The following is a 23,313-nucleotide window of genomic DNA, read 5'->3' on the forward strand; positions in this document are numbered from 1 at the left end:
GCCCACGGACCGTGCCGGCCTGGGTCCGAGCCTAACGCGTGGGAGTTCAGGAGTGAGCTGACGGGCCGACGTCAGAGGCCGACGACCATCTTTCCGGTGTTCTCGCCGCGGAGCATGCCGAGAAACGCGTCGAACCCGTTCTCGATGCCCTGGACGACGGTCTCGTGGTACTTCAGCTCGCCGGATTCGAGCCAGCCCGCGACGTCCTTCACGAACTGCGGCTGGAGCCCGAAGTGGTCGACGACGAGCATGCCTTCGAGGCGCAGCCGCTTGCCGATCACCAGCGCGAGGTTGCGCGGCGCCGGGGTGGGCTCCGTGGAGTTGTACTGCGCGATCATCCCGCAGATGACGGCCCTGCCGTGCAGGTTGAACGAGGAGAGTGCCGCTTCGAGGTGGTCGCCGCCGACATTGTCGAAGTAGACGTCGATCCCGTCGGGGGCCGCCGCCTTGAGCTGGTCCCTGACCGGGCCGTTCTTGTAGTTGAACGCCGCGTCGAAGCCGTACTCCTCGGTGAGGAGCCTGACCTTCTCGTCGCTGCCAGCCGAGCCGATGACCCGGGCGGCGCCCTTGATCTTGGCGAACTGGCCGACCTGGCTGCCGACGGCGCCCGCGGCGCCGGAGACGAAGACCGTGTCGGTCTTCTTGAGCCCCGCGACGTCGAACAGGCCGGCGTACGCGGTCAGTCCCGTCATGCCGAGGACCCCGAGATACGCGGAGGCCGGGGCGAGCGCGGTGTCGATCTTCGTGGCGCGGTCGGCGGGGAACTCCGCGTACTCACGCCAGCCGAGGCCGTGCAGCACGTGGTCGCCCACGGCGAAGCCCTCGGCCTTCGACGCGATGACCTCGCCGACGGCGGAGCCGTGCATCGGCTTGTCCAGCTCGTACGGCGGGGCGTACGACTTCACGTCGTTCATCCGGCCGCGCATCGCCGGGTCGACCGAGAAGAACAGATTGCGGACCAGGATCCGGCCCTCCCCCGGCTCGGTCACCGGGACCTCGCGCAGCTCGACGACCGACGGCTCGGGCCAGCCGTGGGGGCGGGCTACCAGATACCAGGCGCGGCCGGACGTGGGAAGTGCGGTCATGGGGCGGGGCCTCCTCAAGAAAGATCAACGACGATGAACCGTACCGATAAGCTTCACCATCTGAAACAACCATGCACCTGGATATTTCATGCTGTCAAGCAAATGGGTATCCTGATGCCATGGCCGCTTCCCGTACAGACCCGCTGACCCTTGAGGTCGTCCAGCTCATCGGCGATGTCGTGGCCCGCTACTACGAGGAGTACGAGCTGGCCGCGGCCAAGCACTCACTCACCGGCGCGCAGGCACGCGTCCTGGGTCTGCTGTCCCTGGAACCGATGCCCATGCGCCGGATAGCGCAGAAGCTGAAGTGCGAGCCGTCCAACGTCACCGGCATCGTGGACCGGCTGGAGACCCGGGGGCTCGTCGAGCGCCGTCCGGACGCGGGCGACCGCCGGGTGAAGCTCGCGGCGCCGACCGAGAAGGGGCGGCTGACGGCGCGGCAGCTCAGGGAGTCGCTGGACTTCGCACGCGAGCCGCTGGCCGGTCTCTCCACGGCGGAGCGCGCCGTCCTGCGCGACCTGCTGAAGCGGATGCTCGGCATGGACGTCGCCGTGTCGGCCCTGTAGTCGCCGCGGCGCGTGTAGTCGCTGCGGCCGAGCCGCTCTAGGCGCACCACCAGAGGATGTGGGTGCAGTCGTCGGTCTCCGACGGGGTCGGCTCCGGGTCCGGGTCCGGCGGGGGTGGCGCCTGCGAGGTCGGCTCGTCCGCCGGTGTCGTGGCCCCGGGGCTCTCCGGTGCGGACTCGCCGGGAGCGGGGGTGCCGGTGGGACGTGGCGTGGCCGACGTACCGGGGTCGGCGGACGTGTCGTCCGCCGGGGCGGAGGCGTCGTCCGACGCGTCGGCGGAGTCCGATGCGCCGGGGTCGCCGCTCGCGCCGGGCGACGCCGACGCGTCCGGAGCCTCGGCCGTACCGCCCGCGCCCGTGGCGGCGGGGTCGCCCGGCTCCGCCGGATCCACCGGGCCGTCCGAGGCGTCGGGGCCGCCGTCGAAGTCGACGGGGTTCTCCTCCTTGACGGAGGTGGCGGAGCGCTCGGCGGACGACTCGATGGCGAGCTGGGCGAGGCTCAGCCCGGCCGCGGCCAGGACGAGCCCGAGCACGCCGGCCGTTATTCGGCGCTTGCGCTTGCTGCGCTTCCTGCGGGGTCCGGTGCGCCGGCGGCGGTGCGTCCGTACGTCCTGTCCTTCGGCACCGTCCGTACGCTCGTGGCCGGCCACCAGCAGGTCGTCGTCGCCGGCGTCGTCACCGGTGCCGTCAGCGGCTTCGTGGGCGGCTTCGTGGCCGGCGTCGTCGGCTGCTTCGGCGCCGGGCTGCGGGGGTGTGTGGGGGGTGTGCTGTCGCAGCTCCTCCGCGGCTGTGCCGCATCCGGCGCAGGTCAACGCGCCGTTGAGGTGCCGACGGCACTGGTAGCAGTAGTCCATGGCGCTCGCAGATTATGCAATCGGACGTCGCCACAGGCGGGCAGGGCTGTAAAGATCTTGTGTGGAGTACCGCGCGGCGGATGGGCAGGATGGCTCCCATGACATCTCCGGGGTCCTTCGGACCGCTCCAATTCCAGCTGGTGCTGCTGCGCCGGATGGCCGACCACCAGCCGGAGCTCGTCGACGACGCCCGCCGTGAACTCGGTGTGTCACTTGCCGAGATGCGCGAGGCCAACCGCCGCTGGCAGGCGATGGTGCGCTCGCCGCGCGGGCGCGGTTCGCTGTCCCGCTACCGCTCCGTACTGGGGCCGCCCGAGCGGGTCGAACAGCGGAAGATCGGCGATCTGGCGTGCGAGGCGCTGCTCTGGCCGGTACCGCTCTGGCCCGACCTGCGCTTCGAGGTCATGGTGGCGAACGGCTCGGCCGTGTGGAACGAGTGGCTGGTGAGGGCGCCGGGCGCGGCGGGCCCCGAGCCGCGTACGGCCGACGACCTGCGGCCCTGGTCCTGCACGGTGGACGAGGTCGCACGCGCGTTCCCGCCGGCCCGGCCGCTGGAGGGCACGGCCCCGACCCGCTTCGGCCTCGGCTTCACCCTGCCGGACGGCCGCGCGGCGGTCGCGGAGTTCACCTGGGGCCTGCTGCAACGCTGGTCCGCCGCCTAGGGCCTGTCGTTCGGATCAGGCCGGATCAGGGAGCGGGCGCTGGTGTCGTGGATCGCCAGGCGGAGGAGGGAGGCGACGCGGAGCGTCGCCGACCGACGACAACGCCGCGAGGCGCGGCACCAGCGCCCGCGAGCCCGGCAAGATCCGAACGAGAGGCCCTAGGTCGTGTCCGGTCGGTCTTCGCGGATCAGCCCGCGGCGTCCGGTGCGGTGCGTCGCAAGGCGGAGGATCATCCCCGTACTGGTTGTACGGGGATCGGGCCGGCCACGCCCCATCTGGCGGCCCGTCAGCTCCGCACTCCCGCCGCCCTCCCCCGACCGGCTCAGCCCAGCGCGCGCCGGGGCCCTCGCGGGCGGACGATGCCAACAGGGCCGGCGGCCGCCGGTGGACCACTTTCAGCGCTCTCGGGAGAACCTGCCGTGACCGTCAGTCTTGAGCAGTTGCGACGTTGCCATATCGCCGTCGACCTGGGGGCCGCCAGAACCCGGGTCTTTGTGAAGGGAGCCGGGCTCGTCGTCGACGAGCCGAGCTGCGCCGCCGTCAACACCCGCACCGGCGCGCTCATCGCCGTCGGCGCGCTCGCCGAACAGATGACGGGCCGCACCCCCGACTACATCCGCGTCGCACGCCCGGTCACCGGTGGCACCGTCGTCGACATCGACATGGCGCAGCGGATGCTGCGCCATCTCATCGGCGACAAGCTCCGCCGCCAGCTGCGCCGCAAGCCCCGGCTGCGGGCCGCCGCCTCCACGCCGCACGACAGCGACCCGCTGGCGCAGCGTGCCGCCGTGGAGACGCTGGTCGGGCTCGGTGCCCGGCGGGTCGAGCTGGTCGACACGCTGATCGCGGCAGCCGTGGGCTGCGGGCTGCCCGTCGAGCAGCCGACCGCCACCATGATCATGGTGTGCGGGGCAGCGACCACGCAGGTCGCCGTGTTGTCGCTCGGCTCCATCGTCACGGCCCAGCGGATCCCGGTCGGCGGCAACGCCATCGACCACGCGGTGATCCAGTACCTGCGCCACCACCACGAGCTGATGCTGCCCAGCCAGTCCGTGCGCCCGCTCCAGCTGGCCCTGCGCAACAACGGTCTTTCGGAGGACGGCCCCTCGTCCACCGAGATCCACGGCCGTGACGTGGCCACCGGGATCGCGCGCTCGGTGACCGTCGACACGGCTGCCGTGCGGGACGCCATCTACACCCCGCTGACCGCCGTCCTCGACGGCATCGGCAAGGTGCTGCGCGACTGCCCGCCCGACCTGGTCGCCGATCTGGCGGAGAGCGGCATCATGATGGTCGGCGGCAGCGCGCTGCTGCCCGGCCTCGACCAGATGCTGCGGGAGGCGACGGGCATGCCGGTGGCCATCGCCGAGCGCCCCGACATCTGCACGGTCCTCGGTCTCGGCGCGATGCTGGAGGGCAAGATCCAGCCGCTGGTCCTCGCCCCGCTGTCCGAAGTCCGCTGACGGCGCGGTGTGCGAGTACGGGGACCCGGGGTGGGCGGCGGGTGACTCCGTCGCGCCCCGGCTGCCCATGCTGCTCGAAGCCGTGCTCGGCATCGGCACCGATCTCGAACTGCGCACCACCCTCCAGCACATCGTGGACACGGCGGCCGATCTGCTCGGGGCGCGGTACGCGGCGCTCGGTGTGGTCGAGCCCGAGCACGGCATGCTCACCGAACTGTTCTCGGCCGGTCTCGACGACGAGCAGCGCGCCGAGTTCGGCCGGGTCCGGCGGCTGCCCGACGGGGACGGCGGGGACGGCCTGGACGGCGGCGACGGCGGCCATCTCGGCGTACCGATCCAGGTGGAGGACGAGCGGTTCGGCCAGCTGTGTCTGACGCAGAAGCGCACGGGCCCGTTCACCGAGGAGGACCAGGTCCTGCTGCGGGTGCTCGCCTCGCAGGCGGGCATCGCGATCGGCAACGCCCGGCTGTACGGGACGGCACGCCAGCGGGAGCGGTGGATCCAGGGGGCGGCGGCCGTCACGACGGCGCTGCTCACGGGTGAGACGGCGGCCGACGCGCTGATGACGGTGGCCGAGTCGGCCCGTACCCTCGCGGACGCCGACGCCGGGGTGATCCTGCTGCCCACCGACGCGGGCGGTATGGAGATCGTCGCCGCCTCGTCCGAGAACGACCCGGCCGGCATGATCGGCGCCTCCATCGAGCCCGGCTCACCGGTCCTGCGCCAACTGCTCGGTGGGGAGCCGGTGTTCATCGACGACTCGGCCTCGGACCCGCGGATGACCACCCGGGTGCGGGTGCGGTTCGGGCCGAGCATGATGCTGCCGCTGCAGAGCGGCGGCAAGCTGATCGGGACGCTCGCCCTGCCACGGGTGCGCGGCGGCCGGCCGTACACCGCCGTCGACCGGCTGCTCGCCTCGCAGTTCGCCTCCCAGGCCGCGCTCGCGCTGGTCCTCGCCGACGCGCAGCACAACAGGGAGCAGCTGGCGGTGTACGAGGACCGCGACCGGATCGCCCGCGATCTGCACGATCTGGTCGTCCAGCGGCTCTTCGCCACGGAGATGATGCTGGAGTCGACCAGACGGCGGGCCGAGGCCGGTCTCGGCGATCTGCTCGGGCGGGCCGTCGACGAGCTGGACTCCACCATCCAGGAGGTACGGACGGCGATCTTCGCGCTCCAGCAGCCGCCCGCCGACGCGCCGACGAGTCTGCGCGGGAAGGTGCTGCGCGAGGCGGGCGGCGCCGGGGTGCTGCTGGGGCTGCGGCCGTCCGTGCAGTTCACGGGCCCGGTGGACACCGTCGTCGAGGAGCCGGTCGGCGAGCAGCTGCTCGCCGCGCTGCGCGGCGCGCTGGCAGCGGCGCACCGGCGCAGCGAGGTGACCGCGGTCGATGTGGAGGTCGACGCCGCCGCCCGGCTGCCGGACGGCCGGTCCGGTGTGCGGCTGACCGTCACCGACGACGGGCGGCGCGAGGACGGCGGGCGGGGTACGACGACGACGTGGCAGGCGCCGCTGTGAACGTGGCGTTGCCCCCGCCCCTGCTGGGGGACGGGGGCAACGCCACCTGTCATGACACGACCGGCTTCACCTGCCGGTTCAGCGCGCTGCCGTCGCACCCCCCAGCGTGAAGGTGTCGATGTCGAACAGGGAGCCCGCACCGCCGGTGAAGCTCAGGAACAGCGGTCCGCTGCCGGTGCCGGTCAGCTGCGTGGACACGGTGCTGAAGGTGTCCCAGCTGCCGGTGGACGGCACGGCCACGGAACCCAGCAGGGTGCCGGTGGCCGAGCCCGAACGGATCTCGATGGTGCCGCCGGCGCCGGCGGAGGCGACGGACGCGGTGAAGGTCGTCGCGCCCTCCGTCTCCACGGAGGCGTAGCCGGCCCAGTCACCGTTCTCGATGTAGCCGAGGGTCTGCCCGCCGCTGGCACCGCCGTGTCCGGCCGGCTGGACGCCGGACGACGAGGAGTACGACTCCCCTTCCACTGCGGTGGGTTCGTCGCCGCCACCGCCCACGGGCGGTGCGCAGTCCGCGGTGACCTGGCCTGCCGCGTACTCGATCCCGCCGAGCAGCAGCTGCTGGAAGTCGGGATCGGCGTACGTCTCGACGGTGTGGCCGAGCCCGGTGTAGAACGACCGTCCCTCGCCCTGCGGGTGGCACCACGTGATGGGGTGGTCCGCGCCCATGGTGCCGCCCTCGTAGCTCGACTCGTCGAGAGTCTGCAGCACGTGGACGTTCGGCCGGGGGTCGGTCTTGTAGTTGTACAGCTCGTCGGTGTGGGTCCAGGCCGGCTCGAATTGCGAGGTGGCCGGGTTGGTCAGGTCCTCGGTGCGGACCGTGGCCGCCTGGATGGCCGGGTGGCCGGAGAACCAGGCCCCGACGAGCTGTTCGTACGCGGGGGTCTCGTACTCGGCGTCGGCAGCCGCGTGGATCCCGAGGAATCCGCCGCCGCCGTCGACGTAACCGAACAGCGCGTTCTGCTGGGTGTCGTCGAGGAAGTCACCCGTCGTGCTGACGAAGACCACGGCCTCGTACTGCGCGAGGTTCTCCGTGCTGATCGCCGTGGCGTCCTCGGTCGCCGTGACACTGAAGCCGTTGTCGGCGCCGAGTGCCTGGATCTCCGCGATGCCCGCCGGGATGGAGTCGTGCCGGAAGCCGGCGGTCTTGGAGAAGACGAGCACCTGGTACGGGTCGTCGGCCTGCGCCGCCGTTGCCGGGGTCAGCAGGGCCGCCCCCAGGACCACGGCCACGGCGCACGACAACTTCCGCAGTCTGCTGGTGGTCTGACGCTCCATCAGGCACCTCCGGTGGTGAAGGTGAAGGCGTCCAGGTCGAACAGGTTGCCCTGGCCCGTCGGGCCCTTGAAGACAAGGGTCAGATCGGTCGAGCCGGCCGGCGCATTGCTGAGGTCGACCGTCACGTTGGCGAAGGTCTCCCAGTCACCGGTCGGTGTGACGGTCCCGGTGCCCAGCAGGGTGCCGGTCGCGGAGCCCGCCCGTACCTCGATGGTGCCGCCGGGGCCCGCGGACGAGACCCTGGCCGAGAGCTGGGTGGCCTTGTCCAGCTCGTAGGGGGTGAAGGTGATCCAGTCGCCGTCGTCGGTGAAGCCGACCGTGCTGCCGCCCTCGGCGGTGCCGTGGTTGGCCACCTCGATGCCGGACTGGGTCGAGTAGTGCTCGGCCTGCCGGTGCTTGGGCTGGAGCTTGCTGACACTGTGCGAGGTCAGGCCGCCCGCGTCGGTGTACTCGGCGTCGAAGACCCCGTACAGGTTGGCCGCCGCGTCGTGTTCACCGTCGGTCGGTACGGTCAGCGAGCCCTCGCAGCCGTTGGCCGAGGTGATCTGGTGCTCGTGGCTGTCGTGGCCGAGCAGGTACGTGACCTTGACCTTGGTGCAGTCGATCGCGCCGTCCTCGGGGTCACTGCCCTCGACCTTGAACGGGACCGTGTCGCCGAAGGCGAACAGCTGGCCGTTGGTGGGGGTGCTGAGCTTGACCGTCGGGGCGGTGTTGCCGACCGTCACCACCAGGCTGGCGGTGCCGGACAGACCCTCCGGGTCCTTGACGGTGAGGGTGGGCTGGAAGGTGCCCGTCGTGGTGTACGTGTGGGTGGGGTTGGCGTCCGTGGACGTCGCGCCGTCACCGAAGTCCCACGAGTAGCTGAGCGCCCCGTTCTCCGGGTCGGAGCTGCCGGCCGAGGAGAACGTCGCCTCAAGCGGCGCCTGGCCCGAGGTCTTGTCGACCGCCGCCTTCGCGATCGGGCTGCGGTTGGTGCCTGCGACGTATTCGACGCGGTAGAGCGCCTGGTTGTCGGAGCCGGTGCCGTAGTCGAGGACGTAGAGCGCGCCGTCGGGTCCGAAGGCGGTGTCCATGACCTGGGTGCCGGTCCACGGGAAGTCGTCGATGGTGCCGGGGCTGCCGTCGGCGTTGACCGTGATGGCCTTGATCCACTGGCGGCCGTACTCGCCGGCGAAGAACTTGCCGTCGAGCGACTCGGGGAACTTCACGTCCGAGTTGAGGTTGGCGTCGAAGTGGTAGACCGGGCCGCCCATCGGGGACTCGGAGCCGCCGCCGAACTCGGGCGGGGAGCCCTCGTCACCGCCGTACTTGATCCAGGCGGCCTTGGGCGCGGGGAGCTTGTTGAGCCCGGTGTTGTGGGGGGAGTTGTTGGCCGGGCCGCCCGCACAGTCCGCCTTGGCGCCCGAGGGGCCGTCGGGGAAGGTGTAGGCGTTGTACGACTCGGTCGTGGTGTTCGTACCGGTGCAGTACGGCCAGCCGAAGTTGCCCGCCGAGGTGATCCGGTCGAACTCGACCTGACCGCCGGGGCCCCTGTTGGCGTCCGTGACACCGGAGTCCGGGCCGTAGTCACCCACGTAGACGATGCCGGTGGGCTTGTCGACCGCGAGCCGGAAGGGGTTGCGGAAGCCCATCGCGTAGATCTCGGGACGGGTCTTGTCCGTGCCGGGCGCGAAGAGGTTGCCGTCGGGGATGGTGTAGCCGCCGTCGGCCGTCGGGTGGATCCGCAGGACCTTGCCGCGCAGGTCGTTGGTGTTGCCCGCGGAGCGCTGGGCGTCGAACTGCGGGTTGCGGTCGGTCCGTTCGTCGAGCGGCGCGAAGCCCTGCGACTCGAACGGGTTGGTGTCGTCACCGGTCGACAGGTACAGGTTGCCCTGCGCGTCGAAGTCGATGTCACCGCCGACGTGGCAGCACTGGCCACGGTCGTTGGCCACTTCGAGCAGGACCTTCTCGCTGGCCGTGTCGAGGGTGCCGTCGGTGTTGAGGACGAACCGTGAGAGGTTCAAGTGGCCCTTGAACGCTTCGAAGTCGGCCGCGCTCCCGTTCACCGGGGCGTCGCCGTCCGGGGTCGTCAGCTTGGGCGAGTAGTACAGGTACAGATAGTGGTTGGTCGCGAAGTCGGGGTCGGCGGCGACCCCCTGCAGACCTTCCTCGTCATGGGTGTAGACGTTCAGCTTGGCCGAGGTCTTGGTGTTGCCCGCGGCGTCCGTGTACCGGAGTGTGCCGTCACGCGCCGTGTGTACGACCGCCCGGTCGGGCAGTACGGCGAGGGACATGGCCTCGCCCAGTTCGGCGCCGCCGGAGGCGAGTTGGACCTGCTGGTAGTCGCCTGCCGGAATGTCGGCCGGTGCCGCCTTCGCCGCCGGAGCCGCCTTCGCCACTGGTGCGGGGGCCGCTGTCGCCGCCGTGCTGATCCCGATGCCGCCGGAGAGCGCGAGCACGAGCGCCGTCGCCAATCTGGACCATGCTGGAGGACTTGATGACATGAAGCTTCCTTCCTGACCCTGCGGTGGGGGGTGTGTCAGGCAAGGCGCGCGCCGTCGCGCTTTGCTTGTGTGTCACAGAGGGATTTCGGGTGGGGTCGAGTTCTCTGTCAACGCAGTGAGCGATTGCATGCTGGCAACACGAAATTAATTTGTCAAGGTCGTGTCAAAATCTCTAACGGGCGGGACTGCGGCTGGAGTTAGCGACCGCAGGGGCGGGCGAAGACCCTCATCCCGAGATGGTTGACTGCGTGAACAAATTGATCGACGTGGTCAGCCGCGTGCTGAACGCCTCGCGGGTCGCGGCGTCCAGCAGCCCGAGCGAAAGGTACGGATTGAGGTCCTCCAGCTCGACGAGCAGCAGCTCCCCGCCGGGGGCGCGGCAGGCGTCGACGCGCTGGATGCCGTGGCTGATGTCGTTCCACTCGACGAAGCGGCGCGCGAAGTCCAGGTCGGCGGGGGCCGGTTCGTAGCGGACCAGCTCCCAGCGGCGCGCCGGGTCGGGCGCGTACAGGGCGTACTGGAAGTCCTGGTCGACGAAGTAGAACGAGACCTCGTACCGGAAGGCGATCCGCGGCTGTACGAGGACGTCGCCGAAGGCGATACCGGCGGCCGAGGGGTCCCGCACGAACCGCATGCCGATCGAGTCGGCGCCCGCCTTCGGCTTGACGACGTACTCGTCGGCGGCCGGCAGCCTGCCCAGCCCGGCCGCGCTGTCGACGGTCGGGATCACCGGCAGCCCGGCGGCGCTCAGCTCCACCAGATACTGCTTGCCGCGCATGTCGGCCCGCCCGCTCAGCGGGTTGTAGACCCGCGTCCCCGCGGCGAGGGCCGCGGCGCGGAACGCGTCGTACCGCTCCTGGTAGTGGAGGACGGGACCGCTGTTGCGGACCAGGACCACGTCGAAGTCCGCCATCAGCCGTACCGCGTCCAGGGGGTGGCACAACGCGACGGTGAAGTCACGCCGCAGCCGGGACGAGAGCCAGACGTCCTCGTCGCCGTACCGCCGCCCGGCGGCCTCGTAGGCGAGGTCGGTGACGTAGAGGACGCGGGGCGGGAGGGCTGACATCGTCGCATCGTAGGACACGGCGTGCGGACGCGTCGGCCCGCGCCGCTCAGCCGGAGCCGCAGACGGCGAACTGGGGCCACTGCCCCTTCAGACCCGCCTTGACCTGGCCCAGGTCGTGCAGCTCCGCGTCGAGTTCTCCCGTCGCCAGGTACCGCTGCGCCGAGTCGCTGAAGGCGTCCCGCATCTGCGACGGCATCGCGTCGGACGCGTCCCAGCACTGCGTCGCTGTCGGGTCGCTCAGTGTCCTCGCGATGGTCTCCGCCGTGCTGTCGCCCGCGTACGCCGTTCGCAGCACCTTCCGGTTGGCCGAGAAGCCCGACTTCGTGGTGTTCCAGCGCTGTTGGACCTCGGCCGACGCCATGTACCGGATGAGCTTCCTGGCCTGCGGGGTGTTCGTCAGCATGGCGGCCAGGTCCCCGGAGATCTCCCAGGTGTTCTGCTGCCTGGCGCCCGGGATGACCTCCGAGGACGCCACATACGCGCCCTCGGCCTTCGTCCAGGAGGGGAAGTGGCGGACGAAGGACGCCTGGTGTTCGAGACCGCACCCCGACGTGGACTGCCCGACGTCCTGGGACGCCTTGTCGTAGTCGGTCATGAGCGCCTTCGCCGCCCGGGGCGTGCCGGCGCCGACCAGCTTGCCCCAGGTCTGCCAGGCCCGCTCTATGTCGTCGCCCTTCCAGGAGAAATCGCCGTTCGCGAACCGCTGGTACGCGTCCGGGCCCGCCTGTTGCAGCAGGATGTCCTCCAGCCAGTCGGTGCCCGGCCAGCCGGAGGTCGCGCCGTTGCCCATGCCGAGGCACCAGGAGGCGGGCTCGGCGGCGACGGCGGCCAGCCGCGCCTTCGGGAGATCCCCGCGGTGCCACACCATGCTCTTGAGGTCGGCGGCCACCGGCACCCAGTACGTGTGGTCGCCGGTGCTCTTCGCGCCCCGCACGGCCGGCATCCAGGTGGGGCCGAAGTCCTTGGTGCCTACCAGCCCGTCCAGGGACTTGAGCCGGCCCTGGCTCGCGTAGTCGGCCAGCTCCCCGGGGCCCGGCATGACGACCACGTCGGGCGGCGTACCGCTCTCCACGTCGGCAGCCAGCACCTGGCTCTCGGCCGAACTGCCCTGGTAGACCACATGGATGCGGTACTTGTCCTCGAACGGTTCGATCACGCTGTCCCGCAGGTTCTGCTCGTTCGCGCCGCTCCAGTTGGCGAGCAGCGTCACCGAGCCCTTCCAGCGGAGCGTGTTGACGCCGACGGCGAGTCCCGCGAGGACGGCGATACAGACGCCGACCACGACGAGCGTGCGGGTCCTCGGGCGGCGCGGCGGGCGGCTCACCGGGACGACCTGAGCCGGTACTCACTGATCCGCGGCACAAGTCCTGCGGCGATCAGCACCATCAACACCACTCCCCCGGCGAGAATCCAGTTGGCCACGGCGGCCCGCGGCCCGGCGCCGCTCATATGTCCTTTCACCGTCGCGGGGTTCGGGAGTCTCCCGTCCACCGCTCCGTTCAGCAGCGCGGCGGAGTCCGTCAGCCCGTCGTGCGTCCACCAGGTGAACAGCGCGAGCACGAGCACCCCGGCGACCAGCAGGACGGTGGCGGCGGCGAGCGGCCGGTTCCAGCGGTGCCGGAAGCGCCGCCGGGTGAAGCGCTGGGTCTCCACCAGCGCGAGGCAGAAGCTGCCGCAGATCAGCACCACCGCAGCCCAGCCGATCCACAGCGGCCAGCCGAACTCCGCCTGTTGGTCGACCACTTGCTCCTGCCGGCGCTGGAGTTCGGCGAGCCGGCCCAGGAGGGAGTCATTCGTCGGGTGCGCCTGCGAGTTCCCGTCGAGCACGGTCGCCGCCGTGTGGAAGTACGCGTCCTGGAGCGGCGATCCGGCCGGTTCCCTGTTGGCCTTCTCGATCCAGCCCGAATAGACGGTGAGCAGTCCGTCGACGGTCGCCAGGGTCTGCTGGCCGTCGAGCCCCGTCACGCGCTCCGAAGCCGCCACGCCGAGGCTCTGGTTGGCGACCGCGAGTTTGATCGAGGCATCGCTCGTCCCCGGCACCCCGGCCACGCCGCTCTGCACCGCGCTCTCCTGCGCCTCTTGCAGGGCGTTCTGCGCGGTGACGACGGCCACCACCCCCGGGGTGCTCGCCGAGGCCAGCGGTACGGCGTCGGCGTGCACCCCCCGGTACGCGCCGAACAGCGCCAGGGTGGAGACGGCGCCGAGAGCCAGCAGCACCCACAGCCGGCGCGCGAGATCCTGTGCCGTACCGCTCATGTCGCCGCCGCCTTGCGGGCGCCGCAGTACGTACAGAACTTGGCCCCGGTCGCCACGGGTTCGCCGCAGGACGGGCACGGCGCCGTGACGTCGGGCGGCGCCTCGGTCTCACCGCCGGACGACCCGGGGAAGGCACTGCGGCTGCTCGCGGTGATCAGATGCTGGAAGTCGACCGGTTTCAGGCCCGGATGGAGTTTCACCCGGCCGGCCGTCGCGTCCAGCACCTCGACCAGCCGCCGCAGCTTGGCCAGTTGGCTCTGGTCGTTGACCTGCTGCGCCAACTGGACCGCCTTTCCGAGAAGTTGCTCGGAGCGGTCCTTCTCGTCACGCCGGAAGGCGTCGGAAGCGGCGGTCAGGGTCTTGCCCAGCTCCAGATGGCGGCTGAAGAAGTCGTTCTGGTTGTCGGTGCGTGAGCTGAGGGCCGGATCGTCGGTCCAGTGCACCAGACACGGCAGCGGTGTGGGCAGCAGCGCCTCGCCGCCGGCCGGCATCGCGACGCCGACGACGGCCAGTTGGAGATCCACCCGCGTCCGGCGCCCGGTGGGATCGGCGCTGACGCACAGCTGGTATCTGCGCAGCTCGTTGCCCCACGCCCGGGTGACGAACGCGGAAGGACCCTTCTCGGGGCCCGTGTCGACCAGGCTGACCTCGGTCGGCTCGACCTGCTTCAGATAGCGCACGGTGTTCCCCGGCCGCGGCGCCACCTCGATGACCAGTTCGGGCACCGCCTTGGCGAGCAGCCCGCGCATCAGCCGCTCGTACTCGCCCGGCAGATCCGCGTGCTTGCGTACGGCGCTGCTCGCGCCGTGCAGCCTGCTGCTGATCTGCAACAGCACCTGGGCGTCCCAGTCGGAGCCGATGCCCCAGCCGTCGCAGATGAACTGTCCCTCACAGCGGTCGAGCACCCACGCCAGCGGCATCCGCTCGTCGTGTTCGTTCCTGCCGTCGGTGAGCAGCAGGGCGTGCCGGATGGGCGCCGGCTGTTCCGTCAGGAGCCGGCGGGTCAGATCCAGCCACGTGCCGACAGCCGTGCCGCCGGCCGCGAGCAGCCCGTGCACGGCGCGTTCGGCCTCGGCGCGCAGTCGAGGCGTGGCCCGGACCATGGTCGGGGTCGCCGGGTAGGCCATGGTCGCGTCGTGGGCGCCTCTGACGACGGCGAACGGTGTGTCGTCGGGCAGCATGCGGAGGGCGGCTATCGCTGCGGCCTTCGCCGCCCGGAACTTCTCCGGCGGCGCGTTCATCGAGCTTGAGCAGTCGATGACCAGCACCTGCGCCAGGATCGACCCCGGCCCCGGCCCCGCGGCGCCGCCCACCCCTTCGACCTCGACGGTCAGGATCGCGTGCATGTCCTGCTTCTGCTTCCCCGCCGCCAGATACTTCTGCTGGCTGACCGTGAGCTTGACGGCCGCGGTGCCGGTCTCGCTGTCGTCGTCCCCGTACGGGTCGCTGTCCGGGTCGCCGTCGTCGTACGGGTCGCCGCCGCCGTTCCGCGCGTGAGCGTCCATGTCGTATCCCCCTCCTGTGCGGTCGGAATCGTCGTACGCCGTCAGAAGCGGGTCTCCGGCCGGACGTCGTACGCCCGGTCGAGCAGCTCGCCGCGCTCCTCGACGGTCACGGCCTGGTCGGCGAGCTTCCGCAGTGACTGGTAGAGCAGCCCGGCCAGGGCGGGCCGGGTCACGGCACCCTCGAACAGCTCACCTTCCGGGAGCCCTTCGGCCCCCCAGGGGTGCTCGCTGTCGGCCGCTCCCGCCAGCACGTTCTCCCGGATCTCGGTGACCAGCCGGTCCCTGGCCCCGACGTCGTCCAGCCGGAGCTGCCCCAGCCGGGCGTTGACCTGGGCCAGCTGCGCCGCGGTCGGAGCCGTACCTCCGAGCCGGCCGGCGAGTACCCGTATCGCGGCGATCCGGGCGGCGTCGAAGTGCCGCGAGGTGGTGGGGATCGCGTCGAGCACCTTGACGGCGCCCGCGCGGTCGCCACGGCGCAGATGCACCCTGGCCATGCCGAAGGCCGCGCTGCCGCGCGTTCTGTCCCGCTGCCAGACGGCGTCGTAGTACTCGACGGTCTGGGTCCCCTTCGGGTCGGGGATCCGCACCACCTCCGGGTCGGTGACCGGCGTGCCGGGAGGCGTCGCGGCGGCGGCCTGCTCGGCGAGTGCCCGCTCGGCCAGGGCGTGCACGGTGAGCGCCTCGGCGCAGTAGCCGAGGGCCAGTTTCGGCGCCCATTCGCCCGGCAGGGTGTCGTAGGTGGCCATGAACATCTCCTGGGCCGCCTTGAGGTCGGGCTCGTCCCCCGCCAGCGCGAGCAGCCCCCGGTGCCAGGCCAGCCGCCAGTCGTACCCCGCCGTGTCGGGGTCCAGCAGTTCGGTGGCCCTGGCCAGCCAGTTCGCGGCCTCGGTCCGCCGCGGGGCCGCGCCGTCCTCCGGTTTCGGCTCGCCGCTGTCCTCCAGATAGGCGCGGCACAGCCACAGGGCGACCTCGACGGTGTCCAGCGCGCGGTCGCCCTTCGCCCGCTCGGCGATCCGGTCGGGGCTGTCGGCGGCGAGTCCGTCGATCAGCACGGCCGACGGGTCCTGCGGGTCGGGGACGGGGAGGGGCAGCCCCGATGCCGCCTCGCGGGGGCCGGGCGGCGCGATGTCCAGATCCTGCGGCGGGCCGGTGCGGGCCGACCAGTGCGCCAGCGTGGGAATGCTGCCCAGGCCGGGTCCGATGAGTTCGGCGACGGGCTCGAAGCGGGTCGACCGCTCCGGGTACTGCTCGTGTTTGCTCAGGGACCGGTACTCCCGCAGCACCTCCCAGAGCTGCCGGGACATCTGCGCGGCCGAGGTGAAGCGCGCCGCCGGCTCCTGGTGCGTGGCGCGCGCGACCAGGCGCGTGAAGGACTGGGCGGCCAGCCCCTTCGCCGGGGCGGCGCGCGTCGCCAGCGCCTGGAGGGTCCTGCCGACGGTGTACAGATCGGTGTCGACGTGGAAGCCCCGGCTTTCCCGCTCCCTCCTGGGCGGCGCGTACTCCCTGGTGTAGACGGGATCTGATGTCTGGTCACCGATGGGGCGTACGGCGCCCAGGTCGATGACCTTGATCTCGTGGCCGTACTGGATGACGTTCTCGGGCTTCATGTCGCAGTACAGGAGACCCTGGTCGTGCAGATACTCCAGCGCGCTGAGGATCTTGCAGCCGTAGGTGAGGACATGGTCGAGCCCGAACGGCTTGCCGAAAAGCCCTTCCAGCTCCTCGTCGGAGGCGAACAGGTAACTGTCCAGCGGCCGTCCGCCGATGTACTCCATGACGATGTACCCGGTCGGCTCCTCCTCGCCCGGCACCTCGTGTTCGATGTGGGAGAAGATCGCGACGATGTCCGGGTGGTGCAGGGTGGTGAGCGACCGGCGCTCCTCGACCGCGTTGCGGCGGGCGGCGGCGTCATGGGTGTTGATGAGGCCCTTCAGGACGACGTACTTGTCCTTCAGCCGGGTGTCCTCGGCGAGATACACCTGGCCGAGGCCGCCGGCCGCGAGATAGCCCACGACCCGGTAGTGGCCGCCGATCTCGTCGCCGGGCGACAGTTGGGGCTTGAAGGAGTACGGCGACCCGCACTCGGGGCAGAACCCGTGGTCGGGCGCGGGCCGGCCGGCGTGACCGACGCCGATGGTGCCGGTGCAGCCGTCGACACCGCACCGCCGGCTGCCGGTCGGTGCGTGTGCGGTGGTACTGACGACGTCGGCGGGCCTGGGCTTGGGGATGTCGGGCAGCAACACCACGCCGTCGACGTCGAGTTCGTCGGCGGGCGGGTTCGCGGACGGTGCGTCAGGCCGTTGCTGCTCCTGCTGCTCCCGACCGGGCCGGCGCTGCCCCGGCAGGTTGTTGTGACGGGGGCCCGGCCGCGGGGCGGCGACGGTGGGGCTGCCGTCCGGGGCCTTCTCGTCGCAGGTGTCGCAGAACCCGGTGACCATGACGTGCCCCGGGCAGCCGGGCCGGGGACAGCCCGTTCTCGTGGTGTCGGAGGCGGGTGTCATCGTGGCGGCTCACCTTCCTGCGCCGGGCTCGCGTCCGGCTCCTCGACGGAGCGGATGTAGTGGAGCACCGCGGCCTCGGCGGCCGGTACGTCGCACGGCCTGGCCTGCAGCAGTTGGTGTGCGGCGAGGTAGCGGTCGGCCATGTCCAGGTCCTCGTGGTCGGCCTCCGCCTGGTAGAGGTCGCCGTAGGCGGCGAGTCGGCCGCGTAACTCGTCGCGCCGTGCGACGAGTTCGTCGTGCGTGCCGATGGCGGACCGTATCCGGTCGGCGGACCGGGCCGCGCTCTCGCCGAACACCCCGAGGTCGTGGTTCTGGCCGAGCCCCGCGACGAAACCGTGCGTCCCTGCCAACTCCTGCTGTATGGCGTACGCCCGCACCAGGGCGCTCAGCGCGCGCTTCGCCGTGTCGGAGTGCACGGCCGCCATCCGCTGCCGTAACGCGGACGCCAGCGGTCCGGTGATCTCGTCCAACAGCGCTACGAGCGCGTCGTGTTGCCGCTGGGTCGGCTCGATCACCAGTTCGGACTGGGCGCGTCTGAAGTGTGCGCCGGCTTCACCGAACACCAGCAGCAACCTGCTGCCCCGGGTCCTGAGCAGCGCCAGCAGATCGAGTAACCGGTCCGGTTCCGCGGCCTTGTCGACGCCCACCACGACGAGGGTGAGGGTGGCTTTCGCCGCGCGGATCCGGTCGATCGCGGGGGCGTCGGGCGGTTTCCACAGCCCCAGCCGGTTGGCGATCAGATCGGCCGCTTCGGCCGCCGTCAGCCCGTCGGCGACCACGGCGAGGTCATGGCCACCGGCCGACGGCACCGTCCCGGGCGGGTCGAGCGAGGCGCGCCGGGTGGAGGCCCAGGTGCGTAACTCCCGGTCGGCCAGGGTGATCGCGCGGCGCAGCGTCGCGGCCCGCGCGGAGTCACCGTCCGGCACCAGACTGATCTTCACCTGCCGGCCGTCGTCCCTGAACCACGTGGCGAGCCGCTCCGCGAACAAGGTGTCGAGCAGGGCCTCGTCGGCGTCGGAAGCGCCGGAACGCAGTCGCACGTCGACCGCTTCCAGCCCTGTGGTCCAGTCGGCGACGTCTTCGAGATGCTGGACGATGGTCTCGGCTGGGCTCATGAAGGTGAACCCGCTGCCGTGCCTGGCCTCGGACTTGCTCAGCACCATCCCGACGACTTCGCCGGTCTCGGTGTCCACCACACCGCCGCCGCTGAATCCGGGGCTCGCCAACAACCCCGGGCCCAGCGGCGTCAATTGGACCTGCCCGTCGCGTCCGCAGCCGCCGAGGACGGTGGCGGGCAGCCAGATGCCGCCGTTGTGCGCCTCGGGGAAGCCGTACATCCGCACGGGCCTGCCGGGGGACGAGAGCCGGTGGAGCTGGACTGCCTCGTCGGCGGGGCGCGGGGTGTCCAGGCTCAACAACGCGACGTCGCCGATCGGATCGAGGTCGGCGTCCAGCTCTTCCGGCTTGTACATGCCGTCGATCACATGCGCCGTGACCGACGGGACGTCGACTCCCTCGGCCCCGACGAACTCCGCTGTGACCGGCTCGCCTTCACGGACCACATGGGCGCAGGTGAGCACACGGTCAGGGCTCAGCAGGATCCCGCTGCCGACGATCTCCCCGTCGCTCCGCCGAATCCGGGCCGCCCAACGAGGCGTACCCATCGTAGGTTTCGACACCGATTCCCCCATCGGTCGTCATGCCCGGACATCATACGCTTGCGCCTTGGCCGTGTCCCTGACTCCGCTGCCATACTCGGAGGCCGCGAACGAATGGCCGACACTCGTCGCGACGGGGTGGGTGACGGGGAGGAGCGGAATGGCGAGCGAGCCTGATTTCGTAGGACTGGCCGAGGTGGTCCGGCAGGTACGGAGCGAACTGGAGCGGGCGCGGGACGAGGGCGACACGCATCCCCTGGGCTTCAACGTGGAGCGCGTCAGCCTGGAGTTCACCGTGCAGGTCCACCGCACCGGCACCGGCAAAGGCGGCCTGCGGATCGGTGTGGTGACCGCCGAACTCGGCGCGAGCCTCGACCGCGGGACCACGCACCGCGTCCAGGTGGATCTCCAGCCGGAGTGGGAGGACGGCCGGACGAAGATCAGCCGTCAGCCCCGATAGCCGCTCTGCTAGCTTCGGGAGCTATGCCGAGCATGGACTCCCAGGAACTGCGACGCCGGTTCGCGGCGTTGACCACCGCCCACCTCACGGATGCCTGCATCCGCGCCCAGGTCCCCGTCCGCTGTGCCCCTTCGGCACTCCAGGCCGTCGTCCCGGGCACCCGCGTCGCGGGACGGGCCCTGCCCGCCCGGCACGTCGGCAGCGTCGACGTCTTCCTGGAGGCGTTCGAGGACGCGGAGCCGGGTGACGTCCTGGTGGTCGACAACGGCGGGCGCACCGACGAGGCCTGCGTGGGCGACCTGGTGGCGCTGGAGGCCGAGACCGCCGGCGTGTCCGGCATCGTCATCTGGGGCCTCCACCGCGACACCGCCGACATCCGGACGATCGGCCTGCCGGTGTTCAGTACGGGGTCGCTCTCGACGGGCCCCCAGCGCATCGAGGCGCAGCCGGAGAACGCGCTGGAGTCGGCGGTCGTCGGCGACTGGACGGTGACCCGCGCCGACCTGGCCTTCGGCGACGAGGACGGGGTCGTCTTCGTACCGTCCTCGAACGCGGCCGACGTCCTCGACCTGGCGGAGACGATCCGCGACACCGAACGGCGGCAGGCGGAGCGGATCCGCTCCGGTGTCTCCCTGCGCGCCCAGGTGCGGTTCGACAGGTACCTGGCCGCCCGGCGCGAGAACCCGTCGCTGACGTTCCGCGAGCATCTGCGCGCGGTCGGCGGGGCGATCGAGGAATAGCCGTGCCGACCGGAGGTACGCCGGCGCTGCGGGCGATCGAGTGGGACGGGACGTCCTGGGACGACCCGTCCGAGGACCAACTGCACGACCTGCTGGCCGACATGAGCCTCACCTGGAGGTTCGTCGTCGTCGAACGGCTCGGCCCGGAACCTCCCGGTCAGCACTACATGCAGGTCTACCTCAACGACGACCTGAGCTACCAGGTCGAGTACCGCGAAGACGGCCCTGACCGCCACTTCCAGGCTCACGTGCCGGCCGGCCAGGGCCCGTTCTCCGTGGAACCGGTGGCCAAGCTGCTGCAGGACTGGGCCTTCGCCCGCCCGGGCTGGCGCGAGGCGCTGCCGTGGACGCCGTTGACTCTGCCACCACCTCAGAAGCCCGCACGGAGCGAGCCGAGCTGAACCTGACGGGCGGGCCCACGGTCCTGAGCCAAGCAGGCCGGCGGTCACCCGGCGCCACGATTGGCCCATCCGGCCGTACACGTATCCGATGGCCCGTCACCCCGTGACCGGTGGTCATTGGGGCGGGCGGGGGGCGGGCGTGGCCGTTGCGGCGTGTCGTGCGGGGAGGGCACCCGGGCAGGGTGCACGCTTGTCGTGCAGGTCGAAACGATCCTGCTGACAAGCGTCCCGGTGGGGCGGGTGGGACTCGAACCCACGGCCGACGGATTATGAGTCCGCTGCTCTAACCGGCTGAGCTACCGCCCCTAACGGCGCGTCGCGCACATTTGTGCGCGCCGTCTGCCGCAGCATAGCCGCTCATACGATCTCCTGCCTCGGATGGTCGGCATCGCTGACCTTGAGGACTGTCCTTCGCGCCGCCCGGTTCCAGGGCACACGAAAAAGGACCCCGAAGGGTCCTCTTCGTTGCTGCTCCCCCGGCTGGACTCGAACCAGCAACCCTCCGGTTAACAGCCGAATGCTCTGCCAATTGAGCTACAGGGGATCGCGCTCCCCCGACTGGACTCGAACCAGTAACCTGCCGGTTAACAGCCGGCTGCTCTGCCAATTGAGCTACAGGGGATTGCTGCGTCTGCACCGAACGTACCTACCCCGGGTCTCCCGGGCGGCGCGCGTTCGCTGCGACACATACATTAGCGCAAGCAGGGGGGTGCTCCGCCAATCGGTATCGTCCCGGGTCACGTCGGGTGATCCTGGTCCGTATCGGGGTAGGCGCAGAGCACACGGCCCAACGCTTCGACGCTAGGTAAGGATGGCAGCCATGCGGTACCGCCTCACGTTCATCGCGGGGCTGGCTTTCGGTTACGTTCTCGGAACGCGAGCCGGACGCGAGCGCTACGAGAAGCTGAAGAAATCGGCCCGGCAGGTGTCGCAGAACCCCGCGGTGCGCAACGCCGCAGAGTCGGCGGCACAGACCGGCCGGGAGTTCGCCGGCAAGGCGTATCACTCGGTCAGCGACAAGGTGGGAGACAAGGTCGGGGACAGGGTGCCGGCCTCGGTGGCCCAGCGGGTGCGCTCGCTGCGTGACCGCAGCCACAGCAACGGGCAGGACGACTGGGGTACCAGCGCCACCTGACCCCGAACCGCGCAGTACCAGACGTTCCTGTGCGCACCCGAGCCGTACCGGCAGCGCACGTCGCGCCGCGCGTGCGGCAGAATCGGGTGGCATGGGAATAGTCGCCGGGTTGGACAGTTCGTCCGGGTCCACACGCATCGTCGTCTGCGACACGGACACGGGTGCCGTGCTGCGGCAGGGTTACGCGCCGCATCCGGTCGAGGCCAAGACCGCCGAGGTCGATCCACAGGTCTGGCTGCTGTCCCTCGGCGAGGCCGCGTCCGGCGGGCTGCTGGAGGGCGTGCAGGCCATCGGCGTCTCCGCGCAGCAGCACGGCATGGTGGCGCTGGACCGGCAGGGCAATCTCGTACGTCCCGCACTGCTCGGCAACGACAAGCGCGCCCAGGTCGCCGCGGCCGACCTCATCGACTCGCTCGGCGGCCGGCAGCCCTGGGCCGAGGCGGTCGGGGGCGTACCGCAGTCCGGGCAGATCGTCGCCAAGCTGCGCTGGATGGCCCGAAACGATCCCGAGGCCGCGCGGCGCACCGCGTTCGTGATGCAGCCGCACGACTGGCTGGTGTGGCAGCTGCTGGGCCGCCCGGCGCGCCGCACCACCGACCGGGGCGCCGCTTCCGGAACCGGTTACTGGTCCGCGCGCACCGGCTCGTACCGCCCCGAACTCGTCGAACTGGCGCTGGGCCACCCGGCGGCGCTGCCCGAGGTGCTCGGTCCTTCGGAGGCCGCAGGGACCACCCCCGAGGGGCTGCTGATCTCGGCCGGTACGGGCGAGACGATGGCCGCCGCCTTCGGGCTGGGTGTCGGTCCTGGCGACGCGGTCGTCTCCCTCGGCGCCTCCGGTTCCGTGATGGCCGTCCATCCCGACGCGCTCTCCGACCCGTCCGGGACGATCACCTCGTTCGCCGACGCCACCGGCATGCACCTGCCGGTCGTCCACACGCTGAACGCGGTACGGGCCCTGCGCGGCACGGCCGAACTGCTGGGCACCGAGGATCTGGCCGAACTGTCCACGCTGGCGCTCAAGTCCACGCCCGGCGCGTCGGGGCTGGTCTTCCTGCCGTATCTGGAGGGCGAGCGGACCCCGCATCTCCCGCACACCGCGGGCACCCTGACCGGGCTGCGCCGTGAGTCGATGAAGCCGGAGCATCTGGCGAGGGCCGCTTTCGAGGGCATGATCTGCTCGCTCGCCGACGCGCTGGACGTCCTGCGCAGGCGCGGCGTCGAGGTGCGGCGGGTGTTCCTGCTGGGCGCCGCCGCCGAACTGCCCGCCGTTCAGACCGTGGCACCCGCGATCTTCGGCGCGCAGGTCGTCGTACCGCAGCCCGCCGACTACGCGGCGCTCGGCGCCGCCCGGCAGGCGGCCTGGGCGCTCGGCGTCTCGCAGGGCTCGCTCGCCCCGCACACCCCGCCGGCCTGGCAGGGCGCGGCGGCGCAGGTGTTCGAGCCGGGCGAGGACGCCGCAGTCGGCGCCGCGGTGCGCCAGCAGTACGGGGCCACGCGCGACCAGATCCACCCCGGCGCGTTCGAGAACCGGCAGCAGCCGAGCGGGACCGACGGGAGCGGCACGGAGTGAACGGCGCACGGTAAGCGGCGCGGAGTGACCGGCGCGGGGTGACCGGGGGTGTGCGGTGGGTCATCGGCGCAGCCGTGTCCCGTCCCTTACTTCTTGACCCGTCCTTGGACATTAACCC

Annotated in this window: 19 protein-coding genes and 3 tRNA genes; 9 read left to right on the forward strand and 13 right to left on the reverse strand. The window is 71.2% G+C overall.

Features of this window, described 5'->3' with window-relative positions; translation table 11 throughout:
* Nucleotides 1-71: 71 nt before the first annotated feature.
* On the reverse strand, nt 72-1,085 hold the full coding sequence (locus OHS57_RS11870; RefSeq protein ID WP_328581890.1) for an NADP-dependent oxidoreductase: 1,014 nt from the start codon (nt 1,083-1,085) through the stop codon (nt 72-74).
* Nucleotides 1,086-1,204: 119 nt separating this feature from the next.
* Here OHS57_RS11870 and OHS57_RS11875 point away from each other — a divergent pair, with 119 nt between their 5' ends.
* On the forward strand, nt 1,205-1,651 hold the full coding sequence (locus OHS57_RS11875) for a MarR family winged helix-turn-helix transcriptional regulator (protein ID WP_041990087.1): 447 nt from the start codon (nt 1,205-1,207) through the stop codon (nt 1,649-1,651).
* 37 nt (nt 1,652-1,688) lie between these two features.
* On the opposite strand, the gene OHS57_RS11880 is transcribed toward OHS57_RS11875, so the two are convergent.
* Entirely contained in the window at nt 1,689-2,504 is an 816-nt protein-coding gene (locus OHS57_RS11880) for an SCO2400 family protein (protein ID WP_328581891.1), read from the reverse strand.
* A 98-nt stretch (nt 2,505-2,602) separates the two neighbouring features.
* Between OHS57_RS11880 and OHS57_RS11885 the strand changes: the two genes are divergently transcribed.
* From OHS57_RS11885 to OHS57_RS11895, 3 genes are all read left to right on the forward strand, one after another.
* Nucleotides 2,603-3,166 carry a hypothetical protein gene (locus OHS57_RS11885; protein WP_328581892.1) on the forward strand — a complete coding sequence of 188 codons (564 nt, stop codon included), beginning with the start codon at nt 2,603-2,605 and terminating at the stop codon, nt 3,164-3,166.
* A 419-nt stretch (nt 3,167-3,585) separates the two neighbouring features.
* Nucleotides 3,586-4,629 (forward strand): rod shape-determining protein, encoded by a 1,044-nt coding sequence (locus tag OHS57_RS11890; RefSeq protein ID WP_041990082.1) that lies wholly within the window; start codon nt 3,586-3,588, stop codon nt 4,627-4,629.
* Between the two features lie 67 nt (nt 4,630-4,696).
* Nucleotides 4,697-6,145: a GAF domain-containing protein gene (locus OHS57_RS11895; RefSeq protein ID WP_328585049.1), complete on the forward strand. Its 1,449-nt coding sequence runs from the start codon at nt 4,697-4,699 to the stop codon at nt 6,143-6,145.
* Between the two features lie 78 nt (nt 6,146-6,223).
* Here the strand turns inward: OHS57_RS11895 and OHS57_RS11900 are convergent, their stop codons facing one another.
* The 8 genes from OHS57_RS11900 to OHS57_RS11935 form a co-directional block, all read right to left on the reverse strand.
* Nucleotides 6,224-7,420, reverse strand: coding sequence for a ThuA domain-containing protein (locus OHS57_RS11900; RefSeq protein WP_328581893.1), 1,197 nt, complete (start codon nt 7,418-7,420; stop codon nt 6,224-6,226).
* On the reverse strand, nt 7,420-9,903 hold the full coding sequence (locus OHS57_RS11905; RefSeq protein ID WP_078863663.1) for a PQQ-dependent sugar dehydrogenase: 2,484 nt from the start codon (nt 9,901-9,903) through the stop codon (nt 7,420-7,422). The genes OHS57_RS11900 and OHS57_RS11905 overlap by 1 nt, the downstream gene beginning before the upstream one ends.
* A gap of 226 nt (nt 9,904-10,129) precedes the next feature.
* A complete protein-coding gene (locus tag OHS57_RS11910; RefSeq protein WP_328581894.1) occupies nt 10,130-10,969 on the reverse strand; it encodes a hypothetical protein in 840 nt (279 codons plus the stop codon).
* 46 nt (nt 10,970-11,015) lie between these two features.
* Nucleotides 11,016-12,293 (reverse strand): ABC transporter substrate-binding protein, encoded by a 1,278-nt coding sequence (locus OHS57_RS11915; protein WP_328581895.1) that lies wholly within the window; start codon nt 12,291-12,293, stop codon nt 11,016-11,018.
* Nucleotides 12,290-13,225 (reverse strand): hypothetical protein, encoded by a 936-nt coding sequence (locus OHS57_RS11920; protein ID WP_328581896.1) that lies wholly within the window; start codon nt 13,223-13,225, stop codon nt 12,290-12,292. The genes OHS57_RS11915 and OHS57_RS11920 overlap by 4 nt, the downstream gene beginning before the upstream one ends.
* Entirely contained in the window at nt 13,222-14,730 is a 1,509-nt protein-coding gene (locus OHS57_RS11925) for a VWA domain-containing protein (protein WP_328581897.1), read from the reverse strand. The genes OHS57_RS11920 and OHS57_RS11925 overlap by 4 nt, the downstream gene beginning before the upstream one ends.
* Nucleotides 14,731-14,771: 41 nt before the next feature.
* Nucleotides 14,772-17,231 (reverse strand): serine/threonine-protein kinase, encoded by a 2,460-nt coding sequence (locus OHS57_RS11930; RefSeq protein WP_328581898.1) that lies wholly within the window; start codon nt 17,229-17,231, stop codon nt 14,772-14,774.
* The gene (locus tag OHS57_RS11935) at nt 17,228-18,895 is read right to left on the reverse strand and encodes a serine protease (RefSeq protein ID WP_328581899.1); all 1,668 of its coding nucleotides are present in this window, start codon (nt 18,893-18,895) and stop codon (nt 17,228-17,230) included. The genes OHS57_RS11930 and OHS57_RS11935 overlap by 4 nt, the downstream gene beginning before the upstream one ends.
* 154 nt (nt 18,896-19,049) lie before the next feature.
* Between OHS57_RS11935 and OHS57_RS11940 the strand changes: the two genes are divergently transcribed.
* Genes OHS57_RS11940 through OHS57_RS11950 form a run of 3 tightly spaced genes read left to right on the forward strand, consistent with a single transcriptional unit; the run spans nt 19,050 to nt 20,490 of the window.
* Nucleotides 19,050-19,349, forward strand: coding sequence for a trypco2 family protein (locus OHS57_RS11940; protein WP_041990062.1), 300 nt, complete (start codon nt 19,050-19,052; stop codon nt 19,347-19,349).
* Nucleotides 19,350-19,381: 32 nt separating this feature from the next.
* Nucleotides 19,382-20,089 carry an RraA family protein gene (locus OHS57_RS11945; protein ID WP_328581900.1) on the forward strand — a complete coding sequence of 236 codons (708 nt, stop codon included), beginning with the start codon at nt 19,382-19,384 and terminating at the stop codon, nt 20,087-20,089.
* Nucleotides 20,090-20,091: 2 nt separating this feature from the next.
* Nucleotides 20,092-20,490, forward strand: coding sequence for a hypothetical protein (locus OHS57_RS11950; protein ID WP_328581901.1), 399 nt, complete (start codon nt 20,092-20,094; stop codon nt 20,488-20,490).
* A gap of 232 nt (nt 20,491-20,722) precedes the next feature.
* Here the strand turns inward: OHS57_RS11950 and OHS57_RS11955 are convergent.
* The 3 genes from OHS57_RS11955 to OHS57_RS11965 form a co-directional block, all read right to left on the reverse strand.
* Nucleotides 20,723-20,796, reverse strand: a tRNA-Ile gene (locus OHS57_RS11955).
* 165 nt (nt 20,797-20,961) lie between these two features.
* A tRNA-Asn gene (locus tag OHS57_RS11960) sits at nt 20,962-21,034 on the reverse strand.
* 5 nt (nt 21,035-21,039) lie between these two features.
* A tRNA-Asn gene (locus tag OHS57_RS11965) sits at nt 21,040-21,112 on the reverse strand.
* A gap of 198 nt (nt 21,113-21,310) precedes the next feature.
* On the opposite strand from OHS57_RS11965, the gene OHS57_RS11970 reads away from it, so the two are divergent.
* Together OHS57_RS11970 and OHS57_RS11975 are read left to right on the forward strand one after the other, a co-directional pair.
* Entirely contained in the window at nt 21,311-21,625 is a 315-nt protein-coding gene (locus OHS57_RS11970) for a YtxH domain-containing protein (protein ID WP_328581902.1), read from the forward strand.
* A gap of 91 nt (nt 21,626-21,716) precedes the next feature.
* Complete coding sequence (locus OHS57_RS11975) at nt 21,717-23,195, forward strand: FGGY family carbohydrate kinase (protein WP_328581903.1); 1,479 nt, start codon at nt 21,717-21,719, stop codon at nt 23,193-23,195.
* Nucleotides 23,196-23,313: the final 118 nt, after the last annotated feature.

Source organism: Streptomyces sp. NBC_00370, assembly GCF_036084755.1.
Classification (GTDB): Bacteria; Actinomycetota; Actinomycetes; order Streptomycetales; family Streptomycetaceae; genus Streptomyces.